This is a genomic window from Mycobacterium timonense (assembly GCF_025821985.1).
Taxonomy (GTDB): Bacteria; Actinomycetota; Actinomycetes; order Mycobacteriales; family Mycobacteriaceae; genus Mycobacterium; species Mycobacterium avium.
Genome location: NZ_JACKSY010000104.1, coordinates 597,605 through 623,849, shown reverse-complemented (window position 1 = coordinate 623,849; position 26,245 = coordinate 597,605). Strand labels below are relative to the sequence as shown.

The 26,245-nt window shown below is 69.8% G+C and carries 25 protein-coding genes and 2 pseudogenes; 18 read left to right on the top strand and 9 right to left on the bottom strand.

Going from position 1 to position 26,245, the window contains the following annotated elements; translation table 11 throughout:
* The first annotated feature begins 3 nt into the window (after window positions 1-3).
* The 7 genes from H7I87_RS25460 (at window position 4) to H7I87_RS25430 (ending at window position 6,350) form a co-directional block, all read left to right on the top strand.
* Window positions 4-1,164 carry a virulence factor Mce family protein gene (locus H7I87_RS25460; protein WP_033727406.1) on the top strand — a complete coding sequence of 387 codons (1,161 nt, stop codon included), beginning with the start codon at window positions 4-6 and terminating at the stop codon, window positions 1,162-1,164.
* Window positions 1,158-2,708, top strand: coding sequence for a virulence factor Mce family protein (locus H7I87_RS25455; RefSeq protein WP_003874126.1), 1,551 nt, complete (start codon window positions 1,158-1,160; stop codon window positions 2,706-2,708). Before H7I87_RS25460 ends, H7I87_RS25455 begins: the two co-directional genes overlap by 7 nt.
* Entirely contained in the window at window positions 2,678-3,379 is a 702-nt protein-coding gene (locus tag H7I87_RS25450; protein ID WP_011726383.1) for an Rv1363c family protein, read from the top strand. Before H7I87_RS25455 ends, H7I87_RS25450 begins: the two co-directional genes overlap by 31 nt.
* Window positions 3,376-4,347, top strand: a complete 972-nt coding sequence (locus H7I87_RS25445; RefSeq protein ID WP_011726382.1) for an RDD family protein — start codon at window positions 3,376-3,378, stop codon at window positions 4,345-4,347. Before H7I87_RS25450 ends, H7I87_RS25445 begins: the two co-directional genes overlap by 4 nt.
* A complete protein-coding gene (locus tag H7I87_RS25440; protein WP_003874123.1) occupies window positions 4,344-4,898 on the top strand; it encodes an Rv1363c family protein in 555 nt (184 codons plus the stop codon). The genes H7I87_RS25445 and H7I87_RS25440 overlap by 4 nt, the downstream gene beginning before the upstream one ends.
* Window positions 4,865-5,620 carry a hypothetical protein gene (locus H7I87_RS25435; RefSeq protein ID WP_009979731.1) on the top strand — a complete coding sequence of 252 codons (756 nt, stop codon included), beginning with the start codon at window positions 4,865-4,867 and terminating at the stop codon, window positions 5,618-5,620. The genes H7I87_RS25440 and H7I87_RS25435 overlap by 34 nt, the downstream gene beginning before the upstream one ends.
* A 64-nt stretch (window positions 5,621-5,684) precedes the next feature.
* A complete protein-coding gene (locus tag H7I87_RS25430; RefSeq protein WP_011726381.1) occupies window positions 5,685-6,350 on the top strand; it encodes a YoaK family protein in 666 nt (221 codons plus the stop codon).
* Here H7I87_RS25430 and H7I87_RS25425 read toward each other — a convergent pair.
* The 4 genes from H7I87_RS25425 to H7I87_RS25410 all read right to left on the bottom strand — a co-directional run bounded on the left by H7I87_RS25425 (window position 6,343) and on the right by H7I87_RS25410 (window position 10,656).
* Window positions 6,343-7,452, bottom strand: coding sequence for a phosphodiester glycosidase family protein (locus H7I87_RS25425; RefSeq protein WP_085978618.1), 1,110 nt, complete (start codon window positions 7,450-7,452; stop codon window positions 6,343-6,345). The two genes, H7I87_RS25430 and H7I87_RS25425, sit on opposite strands and share 8 nt — an antisense overlap.
* A gap of 79 nt (window positions 7,453-7,531) precedes the next feature.
* Window positions 7,532-8,956 (bottom strand): YhgE/Pip domain-containing protein, encoded by a 1,425-nt coding sequence (locus H7I87_RS25420; protein ID WP_011726379.1) that lies wholly within the window; start codon window positions 8,954-8,956, stop codon window positions 7,532-7,534.
* A 58-nt stretch (window positions 8,957-9,014) separates the two neighbouring features.
* Window positions 9,015-9,740: a pirin family protein gene (locus H7I87_RS25415; protein WP_011726378.1), complete on the bottom strand. Its 726-nt coding sequence runs from the start codon at window positions 9,738-9,740 to the stop codon at window positions 9,015-9,017.
* 25 nt (window positions 9,741-9,765) lie between these two features.
* Window positions 9,766-10,656 carry a MarR family transcriptional regulator gene (locus tag H7I87_RS25410; RefSeq protein ID WP_019732227.1) on the bottom strand — a complete coding sequence of 297 codons (891 nt, stop codon included), beginning with the start codon at window positions 10,654-10,656 and terminating at the stop codon, window positions 9,766-9,768.
* 62 nt (window positions 10,657-10,718) lie between these two features.
* On the opposite strand from H7I87_RS25410, the gene H7I87_RS25405 reads away from it, so the two are divergent.
* On the top strand, window positions 10,719-11,852 hold the full coding sequence (locus tag H7I87_RS25405) for an NAD(P)H-dependent amine dehydrogenase family protein (RefSeq protein ID WP_009979723.1): 1,134 nt from the start codon (window positions 10,719-10,721) through the stop codon (window positions 11,850-11,852).
* Here the strand turns inward: H7I87_RS25405 and H7I87_RS25400 are convergent.
* Both H7I87_RS25400 and H7I87_RS25395 read right to left on the bottom strand, forming a co-directional pair.
* The gene (locus H7I87_RS25400) at window positions 11,849-13,252 is read right to left on the bottom strand and encodes an alpha/beta hydrolase domain-containing protein (protein WP_009979722.1); all 1,404 of its coding nucleotides are present in this window, start codon (window positions 13,250-13,252) and stop codon (window positions 11,849-11,851) included. The two genes, H7I87_RS25405 and H7I87_RS25400, sit on opposite strands and share 4 nt — an antisense overlap.
* A pseudogene (locus H7I87_RS25395) lies at window positions 13,249-14,395 on the bottom strand (sigma-70 family RNA polymerase sigma factor). The gene H7I87_RS25400 and the pseudogene H7I87_RS25395 overlap by 4 nt, the downstream one beginning before the upstream one ends.
* On the opposite strand from H7I87_RS25395, the gene H7I87_RS25390 reads away from it, so the two are divergent.
* The 5 genes and pseudogenes from H7I87_RS25390 to H7I87_RS25375 all read left to right on the top strand — a co-directional run bounded on the left by H7I87_RS25390 (window position 14,388) and on the right by H7I87_RS25375 (window position 18,734).
* Entirely contained in the window at window positions 14,388-15,182 is a 795-nt protein-coding gene (locus H7I87_RS25390) for an alpha/beta hydrolase (RefSeq protein ID WP_372454838.1), read from the top strand. The pseudogene H7I87_RS25395 and the gene H7I87_RS25390 overlap by 8 nt on opposite strands.
* A gap of 92 nt (window positions 15,183-15,274) precedes the next feature.
* Window positions 15,275-15,348 (top strand): annotated as a pseudogene (locus H7I87_RS29275) (hypothetical protein); the annotation flags it as partial.
* Between the two features lie 13 nt (window positions 15,349-15,361).
* A complete protein-coding gene (locus H7I87_RS25385; protein ID WP_011726375.1) occupies window positions 15,362-16,111 on the top strand; it encodes a DUF2786 domain-containing protein in 750 nt (249 codons plus the stop codon).
* On the top strand, window positions 16,108-16,620 hold the full coding sequence (locus H7I87_RS25380; RefSeq protein ID WP_009979718.1) for a TIGR04338 family metallohydrolase: 513 nt from the start codon (window positions 16,108-16,110) through the stop codon (window positions 16,618-16,620). Before H7I87_RS25385 ends, H7I87_RS25380 begins: the two co-directional genes overlap by 4 nt.
* Window positions 16,617-18,734 (top strand): beta-glucosidase, encoded by a 2,118-nt coding sequence (locus tag H7I87_RS25375; protein ID WP_033727404.1) that lies wholly within the window; start codon window positions 16,617-16,619, stop codon window positions 18,732-18,734. Before H7I87_RS25380 ends, H7I87_RS25375 begins: the two co-directional genes overlap by 4 nt.
* Before the next feature lie 30 nt (window positions 18,735-18,764).
* Here H7I87_RS25375 and mymT read toward each other — a convergent pair whose 3' ends face one another.
* Window positions 18,765-18,911: a copper-binding metallothionein MymT gene (gene mymT, locus H7I87_RS25370; protein ID WP_042791826.1), complete on the bottom strand. Its 147-nt coding sequence runs from the start codon at window positions 18,909-18,911 to the stop codon at window positions 18,765-18,767.
* 141 nt (window positions 18,912-19,052) lie between these two features.
* Between mymT and H7I87_RS25365 the strand changes: the two genes are divergently transcribed.
* Complete coding sequence (locus H7I87_RS25365) at window positions 19,053-19,706, top strand: O-methyltransferase (protein ID WP_019733626.1); 654 nt, start codon at window positions 19,053-19,055, stop codon at window positions 19,704-19,706.
* A gap of 3 nt (window positions 19,707-19,709) precedes the next feature.
* On the opposite strand, the gene H7I87_RS25360 is transcribed toward H7I87_RS25365, so the two are convergent.
* Entirely contained in the window at window positions 19,710-20,693 is a 984-nt protein-coding gene (locus H7I87_RS25360; RefSeq protein ID WP_023860782.1) for an NAD(P)H-dependent flavin oxidoreductase, read from the bottom strand.
* Between the two features lie 318 nt (window positions 20,694-21,011).
* Here H7I87_RS25360 and H7I87_RS25355 point away from each other — a divergent pair, with 318 nt between their 5' ends.
* Window positions 21,012-21,446: an SPW repeat protein gene (locus H7I87_RS25355; protein ID WP_003874106.1), complete on the top strand. Its 435-nt coding sequence runs from the start codon at window positions 21,012-21,014 to the stop codon at window positions 21,444-21,446.
* Between the two features lie 76 nt (window positions 21,447-21,522).
* Here H7I87_RS25355 and ilvD read toward each other — a convergent pair whose 3' ends face one another.
* Complete coding sequence (gene ilvD, locus H7I87_RS25350) at window positions 21,523-23,250, bottom strand: dihydroxy-acid dehydratase (RefSeq protein WP_003874105.1); 1,728 nt, start codon at window positions 23,248-23,250, stop codon at window positions 21,523-21,525.
* A 120-nt stretch (window positions 23,251-23,370) separates the two neighbouring features.
* Here ilvD and ricR point away from each other — a divergent pair, with 120 nt between their 5' ends.
* The 3 genes from ricR (at window position 23,371) to H7I87_RS25335 (ending at window position 26,157) form a co-directional block, all read left to right on the top strand.
* Window positions 23,371-23,661: a copper-sensing transcriptional repressor RicR gene (gene ricR, locus H7I87_RS25345; protein WP_003874104.1), complete on the top strand. Its 291-nt coding sequence runs from the start codon at window positions 23,371-23,373 to the stop codon at window positions 23,659-23,661.
* 122 nt (window positions 23,662-23,783) lie between these two features.
* Window positions 23,784-25,019, top strand: a complete 1,236-nt coding sequence (locus H7I87_RS25340; RefSeq protein WP_019734316.1) for an MFS transporter — start codon at window positions 23,784-23,786, stop codon at window positions 25,017-25,019.
* 118 nt (window positions 25,020-25,137) lie between these two features.
* Window positions 25,138-26,157 carry a L,D-transpeptidase gene (locus H7I87_RS25335; protein WP_003874102.1) on the top strand — a complete coding sequence of 340 codons (1,020 nt, stop codon included), beginning with the start codon at window positions 25,138-25,140 and terminating at the stop codon, window positions 26,155-26,157.
* Window positions 26,158-26,245 lie beyond the last annotated feature (88 nt).

Here is a 26,245-nt window from a genome sequence, read left to right as displayed (position 1 = left end):
GCCATGGGCGCGATTCGGGCGATCCGGCGCCGGTCCTGGCAGGGGCTGACGCTGCTGGTGGCCGCGATGGTGCTGACGTCCTGTGGCTGGAAAGGCATTTCGAACGTCTCCATCCCGGGCGGTCCCGGCAGCGGGCCCAACTCCTACAACATCTACGTGCAGGTGCCCGACACCCTGGCCATCAACGGCAACAGCAAGGTGATGGTCGCCGACGTGTTCGTCGGCTCGATCAAGGCCATCCAGCTGAAGAACTGGATCGCCACGCTGACGCTGGGCATCAACAAGAACGTCAAGCTGCCCAAGAACGCCACCGCCAAGATCGGCCAGACCTCGCTGCTGGGTTCTCAGCACGTCGAACTCGCCGCGCCGCCCAACCCGTCACCCGAGCTGCTCAAGGACGGCGACACCATTCCGCTGAAGAACTCGTCGTCCTACCCGACCACCGAGCAGACGCTGGCCAGCCTGTCGCTGATCCTGCGCGGCGGCGGCATCCCCAACCTGGAGGTGCTGCAGAACGAGGTCTACAACATCTTCAACGGGCGCGGCGAGGCGATCCGGGCGCTGCTGGGCAAGCTGGACACCTTCACCAACCAGCTCAACCAGCAGCGCGACGACATCACCCACGCCATCGACTCCACCAACCGGCTCCTCACCTACGTGGGTGGCCGCGCGGACGTGGTGGACCGGCTGCTCACCGACGTGCCGCCGCTGATCAAGCATTTCGCCGACACCAAGCAGCTGCTGATCAACGCCGTCGACTCGGTGGGACGGCTGAGCCAGGCCGCCGACCAGTACCTGTCGGAGGCGCGCGGGCCGCTGCACACCGACCTGCAGGCGCTGCAGTGCCCGCTCAAGGAGCTCGGCAAGGCCTCGCCGTACCTGATCGGCGCGCTGAAGCTGATCCTGACCCAGCCGTTCGACATCGACACCGTGCCGAAGATCTTCCGCGGCGACTACATCAACATCTCGCTGACGCTGGACCTGACCTACAGCGCCGTCGACAACGCGTTCCTCACCGGGACCGGGTTGTCGGGAGCCCTGCGGGCGCTGGAGCAGTCCTACGGCCGTGACCCCGAGACGATGATCCCGGACGTGCGCTACACGCCGAACCCGAACGACGCGCCGGGTGGCCCGCTGGTGGAAAGGGGGGACCGGAATTGCTGACTCCCTTCGTCCGACGCCAACTGGTCGCCTTCGGGATCCTGACCGTCATCTCGCTGCTCGTGCTCGGCATCTACTACCTGCAGATCCCGAGCTTGGTGGGGATCGGCCGGTACACGCTCAAGGCCGAGCTGCCGGCGTCGGGCGGCCTGTACCCGACGGCCAACGTCACCTATCGCGGCATCACCATCGGCAAGGTCACCGACGTCGAGCCCACCGAGCACGGCGCCGAGGCGACCATGAGCATCGACAGCCACTACAAGATCCCGATCGACGCGGTGGCCAACGTGCACTCGGTGTCGGCGGTCGGCGAGCAGTACCTGGACCTGGTGTCGAGCGGAAACCCGGGCAAGTACCTGTCGTCCGGGCAGACCATCACCAAGGGCACGGTGCCGGCCGAGATCGGGCCGGCCCTGGACACCGCGAACCGCGGGCTGGCGGTGCTGCCCAAGGAGAAGATCGGCCAGTTGCTCGACGAGACGGCGCAGTCCGTCGGCGGGTTGGGCCCCAACCTGCAGCGGCTGGTCGACGCCACCCAGGCCATCGTCGGCGACTTCAAGAACCAGATCACCGACGTCAACGACATCATCGAGCACTCCGGGCCGGTGATCGACAGCCAGGTCAAATCCGGTGACGCCATCGAGCGCTGGGCGCGCAACCTGAACCGGCTGGGCGCCCAGTCCGCGCAGGAGGACTCGCACCTGAAAAGCCTGCTGCGCCAGGCGGCGCCGACGGCCGACCAGGTCAACGACGTCTTCAACGACGTGCGGGAATCGCTGCCGCAGACGCTGGCCAACCTCGAGGTGGTCATCGACCTGCTCAAGCGTTACCACACCGGTGTCGAGCAGGTGCTGGTGTTCCTGCCGCAGGGCGCATCGATCGCCCAGACGGTGGCCGCACCGTTCCCCAACATGGCCGCGCTGGACCTGGCGTTGTCGATCAACCAGCCGCCGCCGTGCCTGACCGGGTTCATCCCGGCCTCGGAGTGGCGCTCCCCGGCGGACACCAGCCTCCAGCCGCTGCCCACGGGCACCTACTGCAAGATCCCGATGGACACCCCGGCCAACAGCGTGCGCGGGTCGCGCAACATCCCCTGCACCGACATCCCGGGCAAACGCGCTGCCACCCCGCGGGAATGCCGCGACCCCAAGCCCTACGTGCCAGCCGGCACCAACCCCTGGTACGGCGACCCCAACCAGATCCTGACCTGCCCCGCACCGGCCGCGCGCTGCGACCAGCCGGTCAAGCCCGGCATGGTGATCCCGGCGCCGTCGGTGGACAACGGGTTGAACCCGGCGCCCTCGGACCGGGTGGCCGGCACACCCCCGCCGGTCAGCGACCCGTTGTCGCGGCCGGGGTCGGGTACGGTGCAGTGCAACGGCCAGCAGCCCAACCCGTGTGTCTACAAGCCCAGCGGGCCGCCCACCGCGGTCTACAGTCCCCAAAGCGGTGAACTGGTGGGGCCGGACGGGGTGAAATACTCCGTCGAGAACTCGACCAGAACAGGAGACGACGGATGGAAGGAGATGCTGGCGCCAGCCGGCTGAACCCCATCGACACGGACGACGATTCGTTGAGCCCCCAGGACAAGGACGAGGATTCGACGGCACCCGCAAGCACCGACGAGCAGACCGGTTCGCAGGGTGCTCCCGGGGTGGCGGGGGAATCCGCACCCGATGACGCCGACGACGCCGTGCCCGTTGCGGCCGTTCCGCGCGGCCCCTCCCGGCTGGGGCGCGGGTGGCTGGCCGCCATCGCCGCGGTGCTGGTGCTGTGCGCCGCCGGCATCGGCGCGGGCGGCTACCTGGCGCTGCGCTACCACCACGAAAGCCAGGTGATCGCCCGCAACAACGCCGCCGCGCTGAAGGCGGCGGTGGACTGCGTCGAGGCCACCCAGGCGCCGGACACCAACGCCATGACCGCCAGCGAGCAGAAGATCATCGACTGCGGCACAGACGCTTACCGCTCGCAGGCGCTGCTGTACACCAGCATGCTGGTGCAGGCGTACCAGTCCGCGAACGTTCACGTCCAGGTGTCCGACGTGCGGGCCGCGGTCGAGCGCAACAACCCCGACGGTTCGATCGACATCCTGGTCGCGCTGCGGGTCAAGGTGGCCAGCGACCAGTCGCAGAACGAATCCGGCTACCGGCTGCGGGTGAAAATGGCCCTCGCCGAAGGGCAGTACAAGATCTCCAAGCTCGACCAGGTGACGAAGTGACGGTGCTGGTCGAACAGACCGCGACCACGGGCACGCCGGAACCAGTGCGAGAAGCCTTGGCGCCCTGGCACTCTCGCGTCGGCGCCTTCGCCATCGACGTGGCACCGGGTGCCGCCGTCATCGCCACCATGGCGCTGGTGTCCTTCACGGTGCCGGCCCGCGGCGTGTGGTGGTGGGTGGGCGTCTGCGTGCTGGGCGTCGTCACGCTGTTGGTACTGGTCAACCGGCTGCTGCTGCCGGTGATCACCGGGTGGAGCCTGGGCCGCGCACTGGCCGGCATCGCGGTGACCCCCCGCACGGGCGCGGCCCCGGGGCCGTGGCGGCTGCTGCTGCGCGACCTGGCGCACCTGCTCGACACCGCGTCGATCGTGGGATGGCTTTGGCCGCTGTGGGATTCACGCCGCCGCACGTTCGCCGACATGCTGGCTGGCACCGAAGTGCGGCGCTTGGCGCCGGAGCAGGTGCCGCCGCACATCACCCGCTGGGCCGCGGCCGCGGTGCTGGGCGCGGCGGCGGTGTGCCTGGGCGGTGCCGCGATGAGTTACGGCGTGGTGTACTCCGCGGATCGGGCCTCCGATCAGACCCGCGCGCAGATCGCCACCCAGGGGCCGAAAATCGTGGCCCAGATGCTGACGTACGACCCGAAGTCGCTGCACGACGACTTCGCCCGGGCCCAGTCGCTGGCCACCGACAAGTATCGGCGCCAGCTCCAGACCCAGCAGGACGTGGTGCAGAAGGGCAACCCGGTGATCAACGAATATTGGGTGACCAATAGCTCGATCGAGTCCGCGAGCCGCGACCGTGCGACCATGTTGCTGTTCATGCAAGGCCGCCGCGGCGCCGCACCCGAGGTGCGCTACATCAGCGCCACCGTGCGGGTGAGCTTCGCCAAGGTTGGCGAAAACACCTGGCGGGTCGACGATCTCACCGTCCTGACCAAGCCGAAACCGCCGGGCGGGGCGAAATGAGTCCGCGCCGCAAGTTCGCGCCCGGCGAGCGGCCACTGCTCGTCGCGCGCCCGGTCCGGCCGCCGCGAGGATGGCTGCTGCCGCTCGCCGGCACGGCCGCCGCGCTGCTCATGGTCACGGCGGTCACGCTCTGCGCGCTGATGCTGGTCTCGCACGAATCCCGGGAGCGGGCGGCCTCGAAGGATCGCGAGGTGCTCAGCTACGTCAGCGGCTTCATGACCCAATTCACCTCCATCGATCCCTTTCACGCCAACGATTACGTGAATCGGATCCTGGCCCAGGCGACCGGCGACTTCGCCAAGCAATACGAGAAGAACGCCAACGAGATCCTGCTCCAGGTCGCCCGGGCCGAGCCGGCCACCGGCACCGTCCTGGACGCCGGACTGGAACGGTGGAACGACGACGGCAGCGCCAATGTCATGGTGGCCACGGCAATCACCACCAAGTCGCCGGATGAGAAACAGGTGTTGGAGAACACCAACCGTTGGGCGGCAACCGCCACGCAGGAAGGGAACCAGTGGAAGATCAGCAGCCTGCAGCAGGTGATCTGACCGCCGAGGAGAACCCGGCCGCCGACCAGAATGAGGCGACGGTTGCGGCAGCGGGCGACGATCGGGAAAACGGTGACGCGGCAACGGAATCCGAGGCGGCCAAGACCTCGGACGCCGCACCGGCCGACGGCGCCGAGGACAGCCACTCCGCCGAGACCGTCGAGACCGCCGGTGCCGCGCCGGCCGCCGGTCGCCGCACCAAGCGGCTGGCGGGGAAGGCCTGGGCCGTCGCCGCCATGGTCGCCGCGCTGCTCTTCGTCGGCTCGGCCGGGTTCGCCGGCGCGATGGTGCAGCCCTACCTGGCCGACCGCGCCGTCGCCGCGACGAAACTGAAGGTGGCGCGGACCGCGGCCAACGCGATCACCACGCTGTGGACTTACACGCCGGAAAACATGGACACCCTGGCCGATCGCGCATCCGCCTACCTCAGCGGCGATTTCGAAGCGCAGTACCGCAAATTCGTCGACGCCATCGTGGCACCGAACAAACAGGCCAAGATCACCAACCACACCGACGTCACCGGCGCGGCCGTCGAATCGCTCGACGACACCAACGCGGTGGTCATCGTCTACACCAACACCACATCCACCAGTCCGCTGACCAAGAACGTGCCGTCGCTGAAATACCTGTCCTACCGGTTGTTCATGAAGCGCGCCAAGAGCCGCTGGCTGGTCACCAGGATGACGACCATCACCTCGCTGGACCTGACCCCGAAGGTCTGACCCGGCGCACCGAAACAGGCTGCAGCCCATGGCCGTTACCTCCCCGGTATCGAAACGGTGGACGGTGGCGGCGCTGCTGTTGCTGACCTTCGCGACCGGACTGGCCGACGCGATCAGCATCCTGGTGCTCGGTCACGTCTTCGTCGCCAACATGACCGGAAACGTGATCTTCCTGGGGTTCTGGCTGGCGCCGCGGACCAGCATTGACCTGACCGCGGTCGTGGTGGCGCTGCCCACCTTCGCCTGCACCACCATCCTCAGCGGCAGGCTGGCACGGCATTTCGGCGAGCGGGTCCGGGCGTGGATCAGCACGGTGCTGGCGACCGAGATCGTGTTACTGGTGGGACTGTCGGTGCTGGCGGGGTCGGGAATCCTGAGCTACCAACAGGATTCGAAGCTCCTGATGATCGGCATCCTCGCCGTGACGTTCGGTCTGCAGCACTCCAGTGCGCGGCAGTTCGGGATCCAGGAGTTGTCCACCACGGTGTTGACGTCGACGATCGTCAGCCTCGGCCTGGACAGTCGCCTGGCCGGCGGTACCGGCGAACGGCAGCGGCTGCGGATCGGCGTCGTCGCCACGATGTGCGCCGGCGCGTTCCTGGGCGCGACGATGTCCCGGTATGTGGTCGCGCCGGTGTTCGTGGTCGCGGCGGCGGTGATCGCCGCCAGCCTGCTGATCTTCCGGTTCGGCCCGCCCGCGGCCAAACCCTCTGCAGCGGAAGCTAATTGAAGGCAAGCCAGCTAGGCAGCGCCCGCTCATGCGAGTCGCAGAGCACCTGGCGGGTGTCGCACGATCCCCGCGGCGAGCCGGCGCCGGCCCACATCCCGCCGGTGTCGCGGCGCAGCACGATCGCCGACGAGCCCCCGCCGTCGAGCAGCACGGCGTTGTCGCTGCCCAGGCCGCGGAACAGGTCCTGCATGTTGTCCGGGGTGTAGCTGCCGCCCTCGAAGATGTACATCTCGTCCTTCTGCCGGGCGTAGCCGATCGCGGTGCGCGCCGCGCTCGGCCCGCCGTCGTGCAGCTGCCCGGTGTTGCCGGGTGCCAGCAGGCCGATGCCGGACACTGCGACGAACTTCTCGTTCTTGTTCAGCAGGTCGGCGACGACGGGAGTGGCGGCGTCGTAGTCGCTTTTGGTCTTGGGCCACACCACATATGGCGCCCCGCCGGACGGAAGGATCATCGTGGTCAGCGCGCTCCAGCTCTCCCCGCCGCCGGACAGGCCCTGCTTGCCGGGGTAGGCGACGGTGCCGGTGACCGCCTGGTTGGCCCGGCCGCGGCCGTTGGTGTTGTCCACGAAGGCGCCCAGCGGCGAGCTGCAGCCGGTCTGGCGCCAGGAGCCGCCCTTCTGCGGGCGCACGTCGAAGAAGTTGGCGTTGATCGCGATCGTCGGCTGGCCCATCCGCTGCCACGCCTGCAGCGGGGCGTAGAGCTCGGAGGCCTGCCACAGCCCCTCGGCGGTGCGCGCGCCGGGGTTGTTCTCGCAGCGGGCCTGGTCGCCCTGGTGGGTGTCGACCAGCAGGTGCGGCGAAAGCCGTCCGGCCGCGTTCTTGATGATCATCAGGTGCCCGCCGTTGTTCATCTCATACCAGCTGCCGCCGGCGTTGAGCATCGGCGCCGGATGGCCGGGGCCGAAGTTGTAGACCAGGTAGGAGCCGCGGGTGCTGCTGATCGCGTTGGCCAGCAGGTCGCGGCCGTCAGCGGCCCGGGCCAGCGGCTGCCCGGAGGTGACGGCCAGGGTGAGGCAGGCGGACAGGGCGGTGCAGCACGCCGCCAGCCGGCGGAAGCTGGCGCGTCGGGTCAGCACGATAGCCCTTTCGGCCATGAAGTGAATGCAACGTACACATCATCCGCCCCACAAGTCTCACTGTCAACATAAGTAACGGGTCGGTGACGTTCCGGGCACGTCCGAATTACGTTTGCGCGCTTGGGCTTTCGGGTTCGTCGGGGCTCTCCGGCTCGGCCGGGGTCTCCGGCTCGACGGGGCTGTCCGGCGGCTGAGTGGACTTGCCGCGCCGGGCCTGGTGTTGGGCCTGGTGGTCCTGGGCGATCGCGAATCCGACCGCGCCCGGAATGCGGTGAAAGCCCTTGCGGTCGTAGAGATGTGTGACGATGCCGCCCAGCAGTAGCCCGATGACCAGGCCGGCCGACGTCATGGTGAGCGCCTGGCTCAGGCCGGCGTCGCCGCGGCCGCCGAAGTACAGCAGCGAGCGGGTGCCCAGGAAAACCTGGTGCATGGGCTCGAATTCGGCCAGCCAGCGGAACAACGGCGGCGTCGCCTCCAGCGGCACCGTGGCGCCGGCGGACGGCAACCCGAAGATCACGAACACCAGCATGCTGACCAACATGCCGGCCGTCCCCAGCACCGACAGCAGCGAACTGGACGTGATACCCACTGCGGCGATGGCGAATACGCCGTAGGCCCACAGTTCCCAGCTCAGGTCGATGGGCATGCCGAGCCCGTTGGCGATCGCCAGATACACCGCCGACGTGAGCAGCCCGAGCAGCACCATCATCGCCCACTTCAACAGCAACGTCTGGAATCTGGAGATGCGGACCTGCTCGGCGAAGCGGTACACGGGGCCGAATTCGGCCGGCACGTAACCCAATAGGGCGTCGACCAGGGTGCTCACCACGATGCTGCCGGTGAAGCCGGCCAGCAACAGCAGCAGCGCGTAATAGAAGGCCGACAACCCGTTGCCGGTGCCGTTGGGCAGCGGGTTGTAAACGACCGACTGGATCTCGATCGGCGAGCTGAGGCCGGCCTGGGTCGCCCCGGGCAGCGGCGTGCCGCCGGTCTGCGCCGTCACCTCGGCCATAACCCGTTGCGCGGCTATCCCGTTCGCCGTCCCCATCGCCGAGTTGAGGGTCTGCCCAGCGATGCTGGCGCCCAGCGTGCCGGCCCGCGGATTGGTGGAGACGGTGATCGACGGTTTGTCGGGGCGGGCGGGCGACACCGCGCTGGTGGCGAAGTCGCGCAGCTTCGAGGAGAAGCTGGGCGGTATCAGCAGCGAGCCGTACACCCGTCCGGTGTCCAGTTGATGTTTGGCCTCGTCGCGCGAGAGCACCCGGATGTCGAACTTGTTCCGGTCCAATCCGGTGGCCAGCCGGTCGACGATTTGCGCGCCGCCGGGGCCCGCGTCCTCGTTGACCACCGCGATGGGGAAATGACGCAGATTGGTCGTCGGGTTCAAGATGCCGCCCAGATACAGCGCGCACAACGCGGACATCAGCGCCAACGTGATAACCAGGGGAGCCGCCCAGAACCGAACGGTGCGGACCGCCTTGATGTTCCGGTTGGGGTTGGGCGCCGCGTGCTGCGGGTGCGATCTGGCCATGCCGACTCCTGTCTGTCGTGCCCACTCTATGGGCTCGCGTCGCCGGCCCTCTATGACCTCAGCCGCCCAGTCGGGCGTGCATCTCCCAGATCAGCAGTTCCGACGGCTCGAGTCCGGTGACGCGGCGGCCGTCGGTGTCGGTGAACCGCACCGCGTCGCCCGGGTGCAGTTCCCCGACATCCTCGATGTCGGCCCGGCCCCGGGCGAGGAAAACGTGCAGGTAGGGCGCCGCCGGAAGGTCAACGGCGGCGGCCGCCGGCAGCCGGGCGCCGTGCAGTGCGGCGTTGCGGTTGTGCAGGCTGATCGCCGCGTCGTGGCCCCGTATGCCCGAGGCGATCGTCACCAGGCCGCCGCCCAGCGCGGTGTCGTCGATCTCGTGCTGCTGGTAGCTCGGGTCGATCCCGGCTTCGTCGGGGATCACCCACATCTGCACGAAATGGACCGGGAGGCTGGGGGAGTCGTTGCGCTCCGAGTGCAGAATGCCGCGGCCCGCCGACATGCGTTGCGCCAGACCGGGATAGACCACCCCACGATTGCCGGTCGAGTCCTGATGCGCCAGCGCACCGGCCAGCACCCACGTCACGATCTCCATGTCCCGATGCGGGTGGGTGTCGAATCCCGTTCCCGGGGAGACGATGTCGTCGTTGTTGACCAGCAGCAGCCCGAAGTGGGTGTTGTCCGGGTCGTAGTGGTCGCCGAACGAGAACGAGTGCCGCGATGTCAGCCACGGTGTGGTGGTGACGGCCCGGGTCGCCGCCCGCCGAATCTCGAAGCCGGCTGACATGTCCCCAGACTAGTCGCCGCCCGGCTCAGCGAACCGGGGCGGTGAGCAGCCGCCGGGCCTGTTCCAGCGCGTCGTCGAGTTCGGGCAGGGTCAAGCCGACCGAGTGACCGAGGTGGATCTCGATTTGGTATTCCGGCTGGCCGTCGTGGCCGAAGATCGGAAGCACCACGAATTCCGTTGTGGACAACTCTGTTTCGAGGACATCGGTGACGGAGCGCAGGGTCACCATGGTCATCAGCGTGGTGAGCCGCCGGGTGACCTGGGCCGTCGGCTCCAGCGATGCCAGCACCTCGGCCAGCCGATTGTGCAGGGAGCGGTGCGTGTCGTCGAACCGCCACGCGCCGTAGCCGCGGGCCCGGATGTCGGCGAGCACCCGTTGGTGCTGGGCGATCTCGGTGCGCGTGAGCCGGGGCGTCACGCGACGCAGCCAGGCCTGGACGGCATCGTCGTCGCGCCAGGCCATCGCCACCAGACCGAAGGGCGGGTCGATGGGGAAGCGCTGTCCGACGGCGTGTTCGCCGTCGGTGCCGTGGCCGACGCTGTCGACGGTGGTCAGGTGCCGGGCGCCGATCTTCGACATGGAGCAGCCCGCGCCGAGCCGCTCGTGCAGCAAGCGCAGCGCGTCGCGCCCGCGGTCCAGCAGCGGGAACTGCTCGCGCAGCCCGTGCACCAGCCCGAACAGGCCGCTGCCCAGCACGTAGCGGCGATCGTCGCGCCGCGTCACCCAGGCCCGCCGTTCCAGCTCGGCCAGCACCAGCGCGCAGGTCGAACTGCTGATCGCGCAGCCCTTGGCCAGCTCGGCCGACGTCAGGCCGCCGGGTGAATCGGCCACGGCCGCAAGCACATCCATTACCCGCGCGGTCGGCGGCGATTTCACGCCCGACCTGCTCGGGGTCTCACCAATTGACTTGGCCACCGTCGCCTTCCTACTATCCGTCCAAAATACCGCAGAAGACGTCCTAATATTAGGAGAAGAGCGTGTACAAGGTGGGAGTGTGGGGCCCGGGTTCGATGGGCGTGATCGCCCTGCGCGGGGTGATCGACCACCCGCAGCTGGAGCTGGTCGACCTGGTGGTGCACAGCGACGCCAAGGCCGGCCGGGATGCCGGAGAGCTGTGCGGCGTCGCGCCGGTCGGCGTGGTGGCCACCCAGGACCCGGCGGCGATGCTCGCCGGCGACGCCGACGCCGTGGTATACGCCGCCGGCGCCAACCTGCGGCCGCTGGAGGCCGTCGAGGACATGGTGTCGATCCTGCGGGCCGGAAAGAACGTGGTGTCGTGCTCGGTGGTGCCGCTCGTCTTTCCCGACGCCGTCGACAGCGCCTTCACCGAGCCGCTGCGGGCGGCCGCGCTCGAGGGGCAGGTGTCCTTCTTCACCACCGGCATCGACTCCGGATTCGCCAATGACGTTCTGCCACTGGTACTTACCGGCGTGTCGAGGGTGATCGAATCGGTGCGGGTCACCGAGATGTTCAACTACGCGACCTATCCGGACGCCTCCGCCGTCTACGAGATCCTCGGGTTCGGGCAGCCGCCGGACCACCCGGCATTCGCGGCCCAGCCGGGCATCTTCACCTTCGGCTGGGGTCCCGTGCTGCACCAGCTGGCCGCCGGACTGGGCGTCGAGATCGACCACATCGAGGAGAGCAACGAGCGCATTCCGGCGCCCGAATCCTTCGACACGCCAACCGGTCACATCGCGGCGGGGACCATCGCCGCGATGCGCTCGACGCTGACCGGCTACGTCGGCGCGAAGCCGACGTTCGTGCTCGATCACGTGACCCGCATGCGTGACGACCTGGCGCCGGATTGGCCCCAGCCGCGGATTGCTATCGCGCCCAAGGACCTGGGCTACGGGCTGGCGTCGGGCCGCGGTCTGTACCGGGTGGAGATCGAGGGTTCGCCCAGCATGCGCTGCGAATTCGAGATGGCCGAGGATCACGACCACGATCTGGGAGCCCGGATTGCCGGGTCGTCGCGGATGGTCAACGCCATCCCGGCGGTGTGCGCGGCGCCGCCCGGCCTGCTGTCGGCGCTGGACCTGCCGCTGATCACCGGGGCCGGGCTGGTGCGCCCGGTGCCGGGGCCACCGCCGGACAGCCGGCTGTTCTAGCCCGGAAACGTCGCGGCGGCGAGCCGCAGTATCTCGGCGCGGTCGGCGGGCAGGATGAACCCGGCGCCGATCGCCGCGTCCAGCGCGACGGTGAAGCGCTCCAGATATTCGGTCCGCCCACCGGGATACATCCGCTCGAGGGTGGCGGCGTCGAACGGTTCGCCGGAGCCGAAGATCGCCGACATGACGCTCTCCTGACCGCCCAGCCCCGAGGTTCGGGCGATCGGGACGTCCACCCACGGGGTGCGGAGGCCGCCGCGGGCCAGCCCGTTGCCGTCCAGAACCGGTTGCGGCGCAGGGCCTTCCCGCACCTGCAACGGCTCGGCTCCCGGCGCCGGCTGGCCGGCGGTGACCCAGGTGTTCAGGGCCGCCAGCGCTGCCTGCACCACGTAGTGGTGCTGCGGGCCGAAGTTGATGTAGTGCGGCAACTGCTGGCCCATCAGCATGTTGGTCGGCGCGTAGCCGGAAACGATGTCCTCGAGTGGCGCCGAGCCGCTGTCGATGAAAGCCACCTGAATCGTGTAGTTGTCGGCGTGCGCGGCCCCGGCGATCTCCCAGACCCGCAGCCTGGGGTTGTCGGGCTGGCGGGCGAAGTAGTAGCCCTCGCGCGGACCGCCGAACACATCGGTCTCGGTGATCAACGTCAGCACCGGGACGCGCAGCTCCGGCCGGAATGTCACCGCTTGCGGCTCAGTCGATTCGGTGAAGATCGAGGTCCCGTCGAGCGGGGCGGCAGGCCCGAACCGGGAATGAACCAGGAAGCCGTCGAAGACGCCGGCCAGCGGGTCGACGGCGTTGATGTAGGTGGTGAGGAACATCGCCGACTGGGACTCGCCCAGCGCGATCACGTGTCGGGCCGGCAGGCCGCGCAGCATCGCCGTGTGCCCGCCGGTTTTCAGCAGCCCGCCGATCTGGGAGAAGATGTCGTAGCTGAACGCGTCGCCCGGGTGGTGCAGCGCCGCATATCGTTGCGGGTCCTGGCTTTTCAGCGACATGTCCGCGCCGAGCAGGCTCTCGCCGCCCTCGACGCCCACCCGCTGGGCCGACACCGCGACGTACGCGTAACCGGCGCGGAGGATCTCGCGGTGTGCCATCATCCAGACCGCGGCGGCATCGATGCCGCCGCTCACGTTGAGCCACTCCACCAGCACGGTCCCGTTGAACCGGGCCGGCTCGGCGGGCGTCAGCACCACGACCCGGGTGGTGAAATCGGCGGCGCCGCAACGGGTTACCTCCCAGCACCCGTCGGCGCCCAGCTCGCCCGTCGGGCCGTAACGGGACGCCGTCGCGGACACGAAGAACTCCTCGGCGACGTATCCGACCGTCGCAAGGTCATAGGCGCTCAGCAACAGCCGCGGGTTGCCGGGTACCGGCGTGACCCCGACGGTGGAACTCGTCATGCGCGCACACCTTCCTGCCGGGGACCCAGCGCGGCGGGCAGCCCGAACTTGGCGAACAGGCTGTCGTCGAGGAAGGCCACCACATGCGAAACCCTGTCCCCGCGCACATCCAGCACGTGCAGCTGGAAGGGCAGATGGACGTCGCCGGCCCGCATGTACATGGCCGCCGCCGGTTGGCCGTTGGCGATCAGCGGCAGCAGGCGCATGTCGCCGGCGCCCTCGGCCGGGCATTGCTGATGGATCAGGGTGACGATGGTCCGCGCGCCCTGATACCACCCGGTGTACGGCGGCATTTCCCAGATCGCCTCCGCGGTGAACAACTCGACCAGGCGGTCGATGTCGTAGCTTTCGAACGCGGCGATGTAGCGCGCCAACAAGTCTTGGGTCTCGGCCGAATCGGGCTGCGCCGGTTGGTCATCGGCGCTGGGCCCGACGGCGTCCAGCTGGGCGCGGGCGCGTTGCAGCAGGCTGTTGACGGCGGCCGTGGTGGTGCCGATCGCCTCGGCGACCTCGGCGGCGCGCCAGCCCAGCACGTCGCGCAGCAGCAACACCGCCCGTTGCCGCGGCGAAAGGTATTGCAGCGCGGCAACGAACGCCAACCGCACCGATTCGCGCGAGCCGACGATCACCGACGGGTCGGCCGGGTCGTCGGACAGCGCCGGCAGCGGTTCCAGCCAGGGCACCTCGCGACGCTCGACCAGCTCGGCGGTGGGGTCCGCGCTGGGGGCGCCCAGTCCCACCGGCAGTGGCCGGCGCTGCCGGCCTTCCAACGCGCTCAGGCAGGTGTTGGTGGCGATGCGATGCAGCCAGGTCCGCACCGAGGACTTGCCCTCGAAGCGGTCGTAGGCCTTCCAGGCCCGCAGCAGCGTCTCCTGCACCAGATCCTCGGCGTCGTGCAGGGATCCCGTCATCCGATAGCAGTGGGCCAGCAGTTCACGCCGGTACGGTTCGGCGTGCGCGGTGAAATCGGCGCCCACCACCGAGTCACCTTCAGGGGTTTGCGCGAGCAGGCTCACCCGCATGAGCGTACGCAGTGTCTGCAAGCGCGGCGCGGACCCGCAGCCATTACGCTGCCGGTAATGATGAGGGACCCGCAGTGAACCGGACCGAACGTAGTTTCGACGGCGTCGGCGGTGTGCGCATCGTCTATGACGTCTGGACGCCGGAGGTCGCGCCGCGTGCGGTGCTGGTGCTGGCCCACGGCTTCGGCGAGCATGCCCGCCGCTACGACCACGTCGCCCGGCGCTTCGGTGCGGCCGGCCTGGTCACCTACGCGCTGGACCATCGCGGGCACGGCCGTTCCGGCGGCAAGCGGGTGTTGGTGCGCGACATCCACGAATACACCACCGACTTCGACACCCTGGTCGGCATCGCCACCCGGGAGCATCACGGCCTCAAGTGCATCGTGGTCGGGCACAGCATGGGCGGCGGGATCGTGTTCGCCTACGGCGTCGAGCGCCCCGACAACTACGACCTGATGGTGCTGTCCGGTCCCGCGGTGGCGGCCCAGGACCAGGTGTCGCCGCTGCTGGCGCTGGCCGCCAAGGTGCTCGGCGGGATCGTGCCCGGGCTGCCCGCGCAGGAACTCGACGCCGACGCCGTCTCCCGGGACCCCGAGGTGGTGGCCGCCTACCGCAACGATCTCCTGGTGTACCACGGCAAGGTCCCGGCCGGCGTGGGCCGCGCGTTGTTGCAGGTGGGTGAGACGATGCCGCAGCGGGCCCCGGCGCTGACGGCGCCGCTGCTGGTCGTGCACGGCTCGGACGACCGGTTGATCCCGGTCGCCGGCAGCCGGCGCCTGGTCGAATGCGTGGGCTCGGCCGACGTCGAGTTGAAGGTCTACCCGGGGCTCTACCACGAGGTGTTCAACGAGCCCGAGCGCGAGCAGGTGCTCGACGATGTGGTCGGCTGGATCACCGCTCGGCTGTGAGGCCGCCCGTGTCGGACCCCTCCCGTAAGTTGGCGCGTATGACTTCCGCTGGCGATGAGGAGGAGCGGCGCGGGTGATTTCCGCCGGCGACGATGCAGAGCGCAGCGATGAGGAGGAGCGGCGCGGGTGATTTCCGCCGGCGACGATGCAGAGCGCAGCGATGAGGAGGAGCGGCGCAAGTGAGTGACGACAAGATGCTGGCGCGCATCGCCGCGCTGCTGCGGCAGGCCGAAGGCACCGACAACAGCCACGAGGCCGACGCGTTCATGTCGGCCGCGCAGCGGCTCGCGACGGCCGCATCCATCGACCTCGCGGTGGCCCGCTCGCATTCGGCCCAACGTTCGGCGGCCCAGGCCCCGACCCAGCGCACCATCACCATCGGCGCGGCGGGCAGCAAGGGGTTGCGCACCTACGTGCAGCTGTTCGTGCTGATCGCGGCGGCCAACGACGTGCGCTGCGATGTGGCCTCCAATTCGACGTTCGTCTACGCCTACGGGTTCGCCGAGGACATCGACGCCAGTCACGCCCTGTATGCCAGCCTGGTCGTGCAGATGGTCCGCGCCTCCGACGCCTACCTCGCCTCGGGAGCGCACCGCCCGACCCCGACCATCACCGCCCGGCTCAACTTCCAGCTGGCCTTCGGGGCGCGTGTCGGCCAGCGGCTGGCCGAGGCCCGCGATCAGGCGCGCCAGGAAGCCACCAAGGACCGTCGTCGCACGCCGGGCACCGCTATTGCCTTGCGGGACAAGGAAATCGAGCTGGTGGACTTCTACCGCAGCGCGTCGAAGGCGCGCGGAACCTGGCAGGCCAGTCGCGCGTCGGCCGGATATTCCTCGGCGGCGCGGCGGGCGGGCGATCGGGCCGGAAGGCGGGCGCGGCTGGGCAGCAGCCCCGAGCTGCCCGGGGCGCGGAGCGCGCTGAGCGGGTGAGCCCCGGGGACTCCCCGCCGCGGGATTCTCAGCGCTCCAGGGTCTATGCGGCCGAGGAGTTCGTCCGGACGCTGTTCGACCGCGCCGCCGAGCACGGGTCACCCGCGGTGGAGTTCTTCGGCACCCGGCTGACGCTGCCGCCGGAGGGCCGATTCGGCTCGGTGCCCTCCGTGCAACGCTATGTGGACCAGGTGCTGGCCCTGCCCGCGGTGCGGCAACGGTGGCCCGATGTGCCGCCGCTGCGGGTGCGGCCGCGGCGGGCCGCCACCGCCGCGCACTACGAAAACCGCTACGGCGCAGGCGTTATCGCGGTGCCCGACCGCGACACCGCCGAGTGGGCCCTGCGCGAGCTGGTGGTGCTGCACGAAGTGGCGCATCATTTGTGCCGGGCCGGGCCGCCGCACGGCCCGGAGTTCGTCGCGACGATCTGCGAGTTGACGGAGCTGGTGATGGGACCCGAAGTCGGGCATGTGCTGCGCGTCGTCTACGCCAAAGAGGGTGTGCGATGAAAGATCCGGACGAGCGGGCGCGCACGGTCGAGGCCCAGATGACCGACGACGAGCGGTTCTCGCTGCTGGTCGCGGTGATGGGCGCCGGCGACATGTGGCCGGTGCGCGACGAGCGCATCCCGGCGGACGTGCCGATGAGCGCGGGTTACGTGCCGGGGGTGCCGCGCCTCGGCGTGCCGCCGCTGCTGATGAGCGACGCCGGACTGGGTGTCACCAACCCCGGCTACCGTCCGGGTGACACCGCCACCGCGCTTCCGGCCGGCCTGGCGCTGGCCGCCACCTTCGATCCGGCGCTGGCCCGCGCCGCGGGCGAACTGATCGGCCGGGAAGCCCGCAGCCGCGGATTCAACGTCCAGCTGGCCGGGGCGATGAACCTGGCCCGCGACCCGCGCAACGGCCGCAACTTCGAATACCTTTCCGAGGACCCGCTTTTGACCGCCGCCATGGTCGCGGAGTCGGTCGCGGGCATCCAGCAACAGGGCGTCATCTCGACCGTCAAGCACTACTCGCTGAATTGCAACGAAACGAATCGCCACTTTCTGGACGCGGTCATCGACCCCGACGCGCACCGCGAATCCGACCTGCTGGCCTTCGAGTTGGCCATCGAACGGGCCCAGCCCGGGGCGGTGATGACCGCATACAACAAGGTCAACGGCGTCTACGCCGCGGCGAACAGTGTGTTGCTCAACGACGTCCTCAAGGACGCCTGGGCGTATCGCGGCTGGGTGATGTCGGACTGGGGCGCCACTCCGGGCTGGGAATGCGCCCTGGGCGGTCCGGATCAGGAATGCGGCGCCCAGATCGACGCGCTGCTGTGGCAGGCCGAATCCTTCGGTGCGCCGCTGCGCGACGCCTACGCCGACGGCCGGTTGCCCAAGGATCGGCTCTCGGACATGGTCCGGCGCATCCTGCGCTCCATCTTCGCCGTCGGCGTCGACCGGTCGGACCGGGCGCCGGCACCAGATCTAAACGCCCACAACGACATTGCCTTGCGCATCGCGCGGCAGGGCATCGTGCTGCTGACCAACCGCGGGTTGTTGCCGTTGCGCCCCGACTCGCCGGCGCGCATCGCCGTCATCGGCGGGTACGCGCAGCTGGGCGTGCCGGCCGGTTTCGGTTCCAGCACCGTCGTTCCGGCGGGCGGGTATGCCGCCGTGGTGCCGATCGGCGGCACAGGGCTGGAGGCCGGGCTGCGCAACCTGTACCTGCTGCCGTCGAGTCCACTGCAGGAACTGCGAAAGCTTCTGCCCGAGAACACGATTGACTTCGATCCCGGAATCAGCCCGGCCGAGGCGGTGGCGGCGGCACAACGCGCCGACATCGCGATCGTGTTCGCGGTACGCGCCGAAGGGGAGGGCTTCGACCTCGCCGATCTGTCGCTGCCGTCGGGCCAGGACGAGCTGATCGGCGCGGTGGCGGCCGCCAACCCCAACACGGTGGTGGTGCTGCAGACCGGCAACCCGGTCACCATGCCGTGGCTGGGAGCGGTGAATGCCGTTGTGCAGGCGTGGTATCCGGGTCAGGCCGGCGCCACGGCCATCGCCGAGGTGCTCACCGGCCGGGTGAATCCCGGCGGCCGGCTGCCGATCACCTTCCCGGTCGACCTGCACCAGACGCCGCGCCCGCAGCTGCCCGGCGCCGGGCTACCGTGGGGAACGCCGAGCACCATCGACTACGTCGAGGGCGCCGACGTCGGCTACCGCTGGTTCGCGGCCAAGGGCCACGTCCCGATGTTCGCCTTCGGACATGGATTGTCCTACACCAGATTTGAACACCGCGACCTGGTCGTGCGGGGCGGCGACACCATCACCGCCGGCTTCACCGTGGTCAACACCGGCGATCGCGCCGGGGTGGATGTACCGCAGCTGTACCTGACGGCGATGCCCGGGAAGCCGTGCCTACGGCTGCTGGGATTCGAGCGGGTCGAGCTGGGCCCGGGCGAGAGCCGGCACGTGACCATCGACGCCGATCCGCGACTGCTGGCCCACTACGACGGCAGCATCCGAAGCTGGCGGATCGCCGCGGGCAGTCATACGGTGGCGCTGGGGATTTCGGCCACTTCCTTGCGCTCGACGGCCACGGTCGAGCTGACCGCTCGTACGTTCGGGCGGTGAGGCGCCCGAACGTACGAGCGGGTCAACGGACTACTTGACCGGGGTCAGCGCGTCGCCACAGGTGCAGCGGTACTCCTCACCGGCACCCGAGCAGTGGCAGGGAACCTCGATGCGGACGCGACAGCCGCAGCCCTCGTGGCCGCAGGTCAGCAGGGTTCCGGACTCGTAAGTTGCCATGTGACTCACCCATTTCTTCCTGTTGTGACTCGTGCGGCGCGGGTCGACCGCACCCCTACTATATACCCCCCACGGGTATGTAGTAAACGGGCGGATCGACCGGTCCGGCGAACCGTCGCGGGTGCGGCTAGCGTTGGACGCATGACCGAGAAACCAACGCCCAAAGACGTCGACGCCTTCTTGGACAGCACGGTGGTCGGCGGCGACCCGTCGGTGATCGACGCGCTCGAGGCCAGCAGCGCCGCCGGACTACCGCCGATCGCGGTGTCGGTGCAGCAGGGGAAGTTCCTCAGCCTGCTGGCCACCGCCATGGGTGCGCGACGCATCCTCGAGCTCGGCACGCTGGGCGGGTTCAGCACCATCTGGCTGGCCCGCGGTGCCGGCCCGCAGGGGCGGGTGGTGACGCTGGAATACGAGCCCAAGCACGCCGAGGTCGCCCGCGCCAACCTGCAGCGGGCCGGCCTGGCCGATCGGGTGGAGGTGATCGTCGGCGCCGCGCTGGACACCCTGCCGTCGGTGACCGGTCCGTTCGATCTGGTGTTCATCGACGCCGACAAGGAGAACTATCCCGCGTACCTGGACTGGGCGGTGCGGCTGGCCCGCCCGGGCGCGGTCATCGTGGCGGACAACGTGATTCGTCAGGGCCAGATCCTCGAGCCGGAGGCCGACGCCCCAGCGCGGGCGGTGCGCCAAACGCTGCAGGCGATGGGCGAGCACCCGCGGCTGGACACCGCGGTGATCCAGACGGTCGGCGCCAAGCACTGGGACGGCTTCGCGTTTGCGGTGGTGCGCTAGGCCTCAGCGCGGGGTGAGGTCGGCGACGGCCTGGCGCGCGGAGGTGAGTTCGCCGATGCGCGAGGCGGTTTCGCCGGCGTAGAGCGCGGCGCTGTCCAGCAGCGAATCCGGCACGCCGGCCACCGGTGCCAGCGGGGTGAACAGCGGACGGCGCGGCGATTGCAGGCGCAGCATTGCGCCCGCGTCGAAATAGCCTAGCGCCGACAGCGGGCGGCTCGCCGCGTTGAGCGCGGCGGGCAGCGCCCTGGCCTTGCCGTCGGCGCCGCACCACCGGCGGGTGGCGGCGTTGGGCACCACCCGATGGCGCAGCGGCCAGCTCAGCCCGAACAGGTTGGTTTCGATCGTGTTGTCCGCCTGCAGGACTCGCTGCTGATACCCGCGGCTCGCATCGGCCTCGTGCGTCAGCAGGAATCGGGTGCCGGCGATGACGCCGTCGGCGCCGGCGCCCAGGGCGGCGCGGCTGTCGGCGGCGGTGGCGATGCCGCCGGCCAGGAACACCGGGCGGCCGGCGGCCGCGGCGAGCGCGTGCGGCAGGAAGTCCAGGGCCGCCATGGTCCCCACCAGATGGCCGCCGGCCTCGCGGCCCTGGGCGATCAAACCGTCGGCGCCCCAGGCGATTGCGGCGCGGGCCTGCGCCACGGTGCCGACCATCACGAACACGAAGGCGCCGGCCTGCCGTAGGTGCGCGACGAGCCCGCGGTTTTCGCCGAACGCCAGCACGACGACGTCCACCCGGGCCTCGACGCAGACCGCGACGTGGCGGCGACGGGTAAAGGGCAGCAACAGGTTTACCGCGACCGCGCGCCCGGGCGCCTGCTCACGCACCCGCTGGATCGAGGCTTTGATCCGGCCGGGGGTGGTGATGCCCAGCGTGCCCAGGCCACCCGCCGCGGCGACTGCGGCCGCCAGCGGCGCACCGGCCAGCCCGCCGCCCATCCCGGCCTGCCCGACCGGAACATCGAGCCGCAACCGGTCGGCGATGTCCATGCCCCGCCACGTTACGCCGCAGGCGCCGAACCGGTTTCGCGAGCGTGGGGGATATGCACGAATTCGACCCCAATCGCGTGCATATCCCCCACGCTCGGCGCCGCTGAGGCCCCACGCTCGGCGCCGCATATCCCCCACGCTCGGCGCCGCTGAGGCCCCACGCTCGGCGCCGCTGAGGCCCCACGCTCGGCGCGGGTTGGGGCGCTGGGCCGGCGCCGGTTTTCGTTGCTGGCGGCCGTCGAGCGGGCGTAATCTTGATCACAGATGGATGGGTGCGGTCCGCTCAAAAGGCTTGCCGCATAACAGAAAGGTCACAAAATGAGTACAGTCCATTCATCAATCGATCACCACCCCGATTTGTTGGCTCTGCGGGCCCGCTACGAACGCGTCGCCGAGTCGATGAGTGCGCACTTCACCTTCGGTCTTGCGCTGCTGGCCGGCCTGTACGTGGCGGCCTCACCGTGGATCGTCGGGTTCAGCGCGACGGCATCGCTGGCCACGTCCGACCTGATCGCCGGGATCGCGGCGGCGTTCCTGGCCTACGGGTTCGCGACGACGCTGGACCGTGCGCACGGCATGACCTGGACGCTGCCGGTGCTGGGCGCGTGGGTCATCGTGTCGACCTGGATCCTGCCGGGCGTCGTGCTGACCGCCGGCATGACCTGGTCGAATGTCGTGGCGGGTGCGTTGTTGACGTTCCTGGGTCTCAACGCCACCTACTTCGGCATGCGCACCCGCGCATCGGCCGGCTGATCCACTTTCGGTCGCGAGCGTGCGTGGTCGCTAACGGCACGCTCGCGCCGAAGGCCGAAAGCGCAAGGCGGCCAGGCTAGCCGCAGACGGCGCCGATCGCCGCAGAACCGACCAGCTTGACGTACTTAGCCAGCACCCCGGTCTTGTAGCGGGGCGGTGGCGGGGTGAAACCTGTTCGCCGAGAGTCGAATTCGGCCGGATCGACGAGTACGTCCAGAACCCGGTTGGCGACGTCCAGGCGGATGCGGTCGCCGTCGCGCAGAAAGGCGATCGGCCCGGCGTCCACCGCCTCGGGCGCGATGTGGCCGACACACAGTCCCGTCGTCCCGCCGGAGAAGCGGCCGTCGGTGAGTAGCAACACGTCCTTACCCAGCCCGGCGCCCTTGATGGCGCCGGTGATGGCGAGCATCTCGCGCATCCCGGGCCCGCCCTTGGGGCCCTCGTACCGGATCACCACCGCGTCGCCCTTGGTGATGGTGCCGTCCTCCAGCGCGTCCAGCGCGGCCCGCTCACCGTCGAAAACCCTTGCGGTGCCTTCGAACACGTCGGAATCGAAGCCGGCGGACTTGACCACCGCGCCCTCGGGCGCCAGCGACCCGCGCAGGATGGTGATGCCGCCGGTCGGGTGCAGCGGATCGCTCAGCGCCCGCAGCACCTTGCCGTCCGGGTCGGGCGGGGCGATCGCGGCGAGGTTCTGCGCCACCGTCGCACCGGTCACCGTCAGGCAGTCGCCGTTCAGCAGCCCGGCGTCCAGCAGCGCCTTCATCATCACCGGCACGCCGCCGATGTGGTCGACGTCGGTCATCACGTGCCGGCCGAACGGCTTGACGTCGGCCAGGTGCGGCACCTTCGACCCGATCCGGCTGAAGTCGTCGAGCGACAGCGCCACGTCGGCCTCGTGGGCGATGGCCAGCAGGTGCAGCACCGCGTTGGTGGAGCCGCCGAACGCCATCACCACCGCGATCGCGTTCTCGAACGCCTCCTTGGTGAGGATGTCGCGGGCGGTGATGCCGCGGCGCAGCAGCTCGACGACGGCCTGGCCGCTGCGCCGGGCGAAGCCGTCGCGGCGGCGGTCGGTGGCCGGCGGGGCCGCGCTGCCCGGCAGCGACATGCCCAGCGCCTCGGCGGCGCTGGCCATGGTGTTGGCCGTGTACATGCCGCCGCAGGCGCCCTCGCCGGGACAGATGGCCCGCTCGATGGCGTCGACGTCCTCGCGCGGCATCAGCCCGCGCGCGCACGCGCCGACAGCCTCGAACGCGTCGATGATCGTCACCTCGCGCTCGCTGCCGTCGGACAGCTTGGCCACCCCGGGCAGGATCGAGCCGGCGTAGAGGAACACCGAGGCCAGGTCCAGGCGGGCCGCGGCCATCAGCATGCCGGGCAGCGACTTGTCGCAGCCGGCCAGCAGCACCGAGCCGTCCAGGCGCTCGGCCTGCATCACCGTCTCGACGCTGTCGGCGATCACCTCGCGGCTCACCAGCGAGAAGTGCATACCCTCGTGGCCCATCGAGATGCCGTCGGACACCGAGATGGTGCCGAACTCCAGCGGGTAGCCGCCCGCGGCGAAGACGCCTTCCTTGACCGCCTTGGCCAGCCGGTCCAGCGACAGGTTGCACGGCGTGATCTCGTTCCAGGACGACGCCACCCCGATCTGCGGCTTGGCGAAGTCCTCGTCGCCCATGCCTACCGCCCGCAGCATCCCCCGGGCGGCGGCCTTCTCCAGGCCGTCGGTGACGTCACGACTGCGCGGCTTGATGTCGGGCTGCTTGATGTCGGCGGCGCGCGCCGAATCGGTGGTGGGCATCGTTCAAGTATGCGCTGGCCAGTCGCGATACCAGCTCCCGGGGTTATACCGGGGCGGGGTATAAGCTGGGGCCGGGTGATGCCGCCGCGGGGCAGCCAGATCGGCAGGGGTGAAACGACGATGACCAACGAACACGGGTACTCGCAGCAGAAGGACAACTACGCCAAGCGGCTGCGGCGCATCGAGGGCCAGGTGCGCGGCATCGCCCGGATGATCGAGGAGGACAAGTACTGCATCGACGTCCTCACTCAGATCAGCGCCGTCAACAGCGCGCTGCGCTCGGTCGCCCTGAATTTGCTCGACGAGCACCTGGGCCACTGCGTCACCCGTGCGGTGGCCGGCGGCGGCGACGACGCGGACGAGAAGCTCGCCGAGGCGTCCGCCGCCATCGCGCGCCTGGTTCGCTCCTGATCGCCCGGGCGTGTTGCCCGGCCAAGATGGATGAACCGGCGACCGGTATGCGTACGGTAGGGGAGCGCGATCTGGTTTGCGGCATTGCTTAGCCGACTGCGCACACCCAAGCGATGACTGTGATGACTGCCGAAACCGCCAACGCAGCCGCGCGGACGTGGACCCCACGGATCGCGGCTCAGCTCGCCATTCTCGCCGCCGCGGCCTTCACCTATGTCACCGCCGAGATCCTGCCGGTCGGCGCGCTGCCCGCGATCGCCCGCAATCTGCAGGTCAGCCTGGTCCTGGTGGGCACCCTGCTGTCCTGGTATGCGCTGGTGGCGGCCCTGACCACGATCCCGCTGGTGCGCTGGACCGCGCACCTGCCGCGCCGCCGGGTGCTGGTGGCGAGCCTGACCTGCCTGACCGCCTCCCAGCTGATCTCGGCGCTGGCGCCCAACTTCGCGGTGCTGGCCGCCGGGCGGGTGCTGTGCGCGATCACCCACGGCCTGTTGTGGTCGGTGATCGCGCCGATCGCCACCCGGCTGGTGCCGCCCAGCCACGCCGGGCGCGCCACCATGTCGATCTACGTCGGCACCAGCCTGGCGCTGGTGGTGGGCAGCCCGCTGACCGCGGCGCTGAGCCTGATGTGGGGCTGGCGGCTGGCCGTCGTGTGCGTCACCGTCGCGGCCGCCGTCGTCACCGTCGTGGCCCGGCTGATGCTGCCGGAGATGGTGCTCACCGAGCATCAGCTGGCGCACGTCGGGCCACGCTCGCGGCACCACCGCAACGGCCGGCTGATCACCGTGAGCCTGCTGGCCATGGTGGCGGTGACCGGCCATTTCGTGTCCTACACCTTCATCGTCGAGATCATCCGCAACGTAGTCGGGGTGCGCGGGCCGACCCTGGCCTGGGTGCTGGCCGCCTACGGGCTGGCCGGGCTGCTGTCGGTGCCGCTGGTCGCGCGGCCGCTGGACCACCGGCCCAAGAGTGCGGTGATCCTGTGCATGACGGGTTTGACGGCCGCCTTCGCGGTGCTGACCGCGCTGGCGTTCGGCGGCCCGACCGGGGCGACGACCGCGCTGATCGGGACCGCCGCCATCGTGCTGTGGGGAGCGATGGCCACCGCGGTGTCGCCGATGATGCAGTCGGCCGCGATGCGCAACGGGGCCGACGACCCGGACGGCGCCTCGGGGCTGTACGTGACGGCCTTCCAGGTGGGCATCATGGCCGGGTCGCTGCTGGGCGGGCTGCTCTATGAGCGCAGCGTCATCCTGATGCTGAGCGCTTCCGGGGTGCTGATGGCGGTGGCGCTGGTCGGCATCGCCGCCAACCGGCGGATGCTGGACGTTGCCCCGACAAGCTCACGCGATTCATAACCGCCCTGCTCGACGCGGTAATCACGGCCCTTTCCGGGGCGGGCGCGGCCGTCGGCGACGGTAGCTGGCAAGCCTGCTATGCGACACTGTGGTCGAGAACATGAGTGGAGGTATGCCTATGTCGGGCTGGACGAGGGGAACACTCTTCGCCGCTCTGAACGCCGCCGTGGTGTCGGTCGTCGGCTTGGCGCTGGTGCTCAGCGCCGGTCCCGCGCTGGCCGACCCGGACCCGGCTCCCGCCGATCCGGGCGCGGTGGCAGCCCCGCCCGGCCCGCCGGCTCCGCCGGATCCGCTGGCGCCCCCGCCCCCGCCGGACCCGCTGGCACCACCGCCGCCGGCCGCCCCGCCGGCGCCGTGGCTGCCCCCCGCCGCGCAACCGGCCGCCGCCCCGGCCGCCGGACAGGACCCCACCCCGTTCACCGGCACGCCGCCGTTCGGCCCGCCCACGTTCGTGCCCAAGACCGGCTCGACGGTGGGCGTGGCCCAGCCGATCATCATCAACTTCCCGGGCCGGGTCGACGACGCCGGCGCCGCGATCAGCGCCGTGCACGTCTCGTCGGTGCCGCCGGTGCCGGGCAAGTTCTACTGGATGACCCCGACCCAGCTGCGCTGGCGCCCGCTGAGCTTCTGGCCCGCCCACACCGCGGTCACCGTGGACGCGGGCGGGACGGTGACCAACTTCCAGACCGGGGACACGCTGGTGGCCACCGCCGACGACGCCACCCATCAGCTGACCGTCACCCGCAACGGGACCGTGGAGAAGACGTTCCCGATGTCGATGGGCATGACGGCCGGCAACCACCAGACCCCCAACGGCACCTACTACGTGCAGGACAAGAAGGCGTCGGTGGTGATGGACTCGTCGACCTACGGCGTCCCGGTGAACTCGACCTACGGCTACAAGGTGACCGTGGAGGACGCGGTCCGGTTCGACAACGTCGGCGACTACGTGCACAGCGCGCCGTGGTCGGTGGACGACCAGGGCAAGCGCGACGTCAGCCACGGCTGCATCAACATCAGCCCCGCCAACGCCAAGTGGTTCTTCGACAACTTCGGTCCGGGTGACCCGATCATCGTGAAGAACTCCAGCGGCGGCGACTACAAGAAGAACGACGGCTCCGCCGACTGGATGAACTAGCTCTGGACCGCCCGGCGGGCTAGCTCCGGATTGCCCCAGCAGGCGCTGGGGCTTTCGCGGCGCCCGCGATTATGTATAGCATCATACA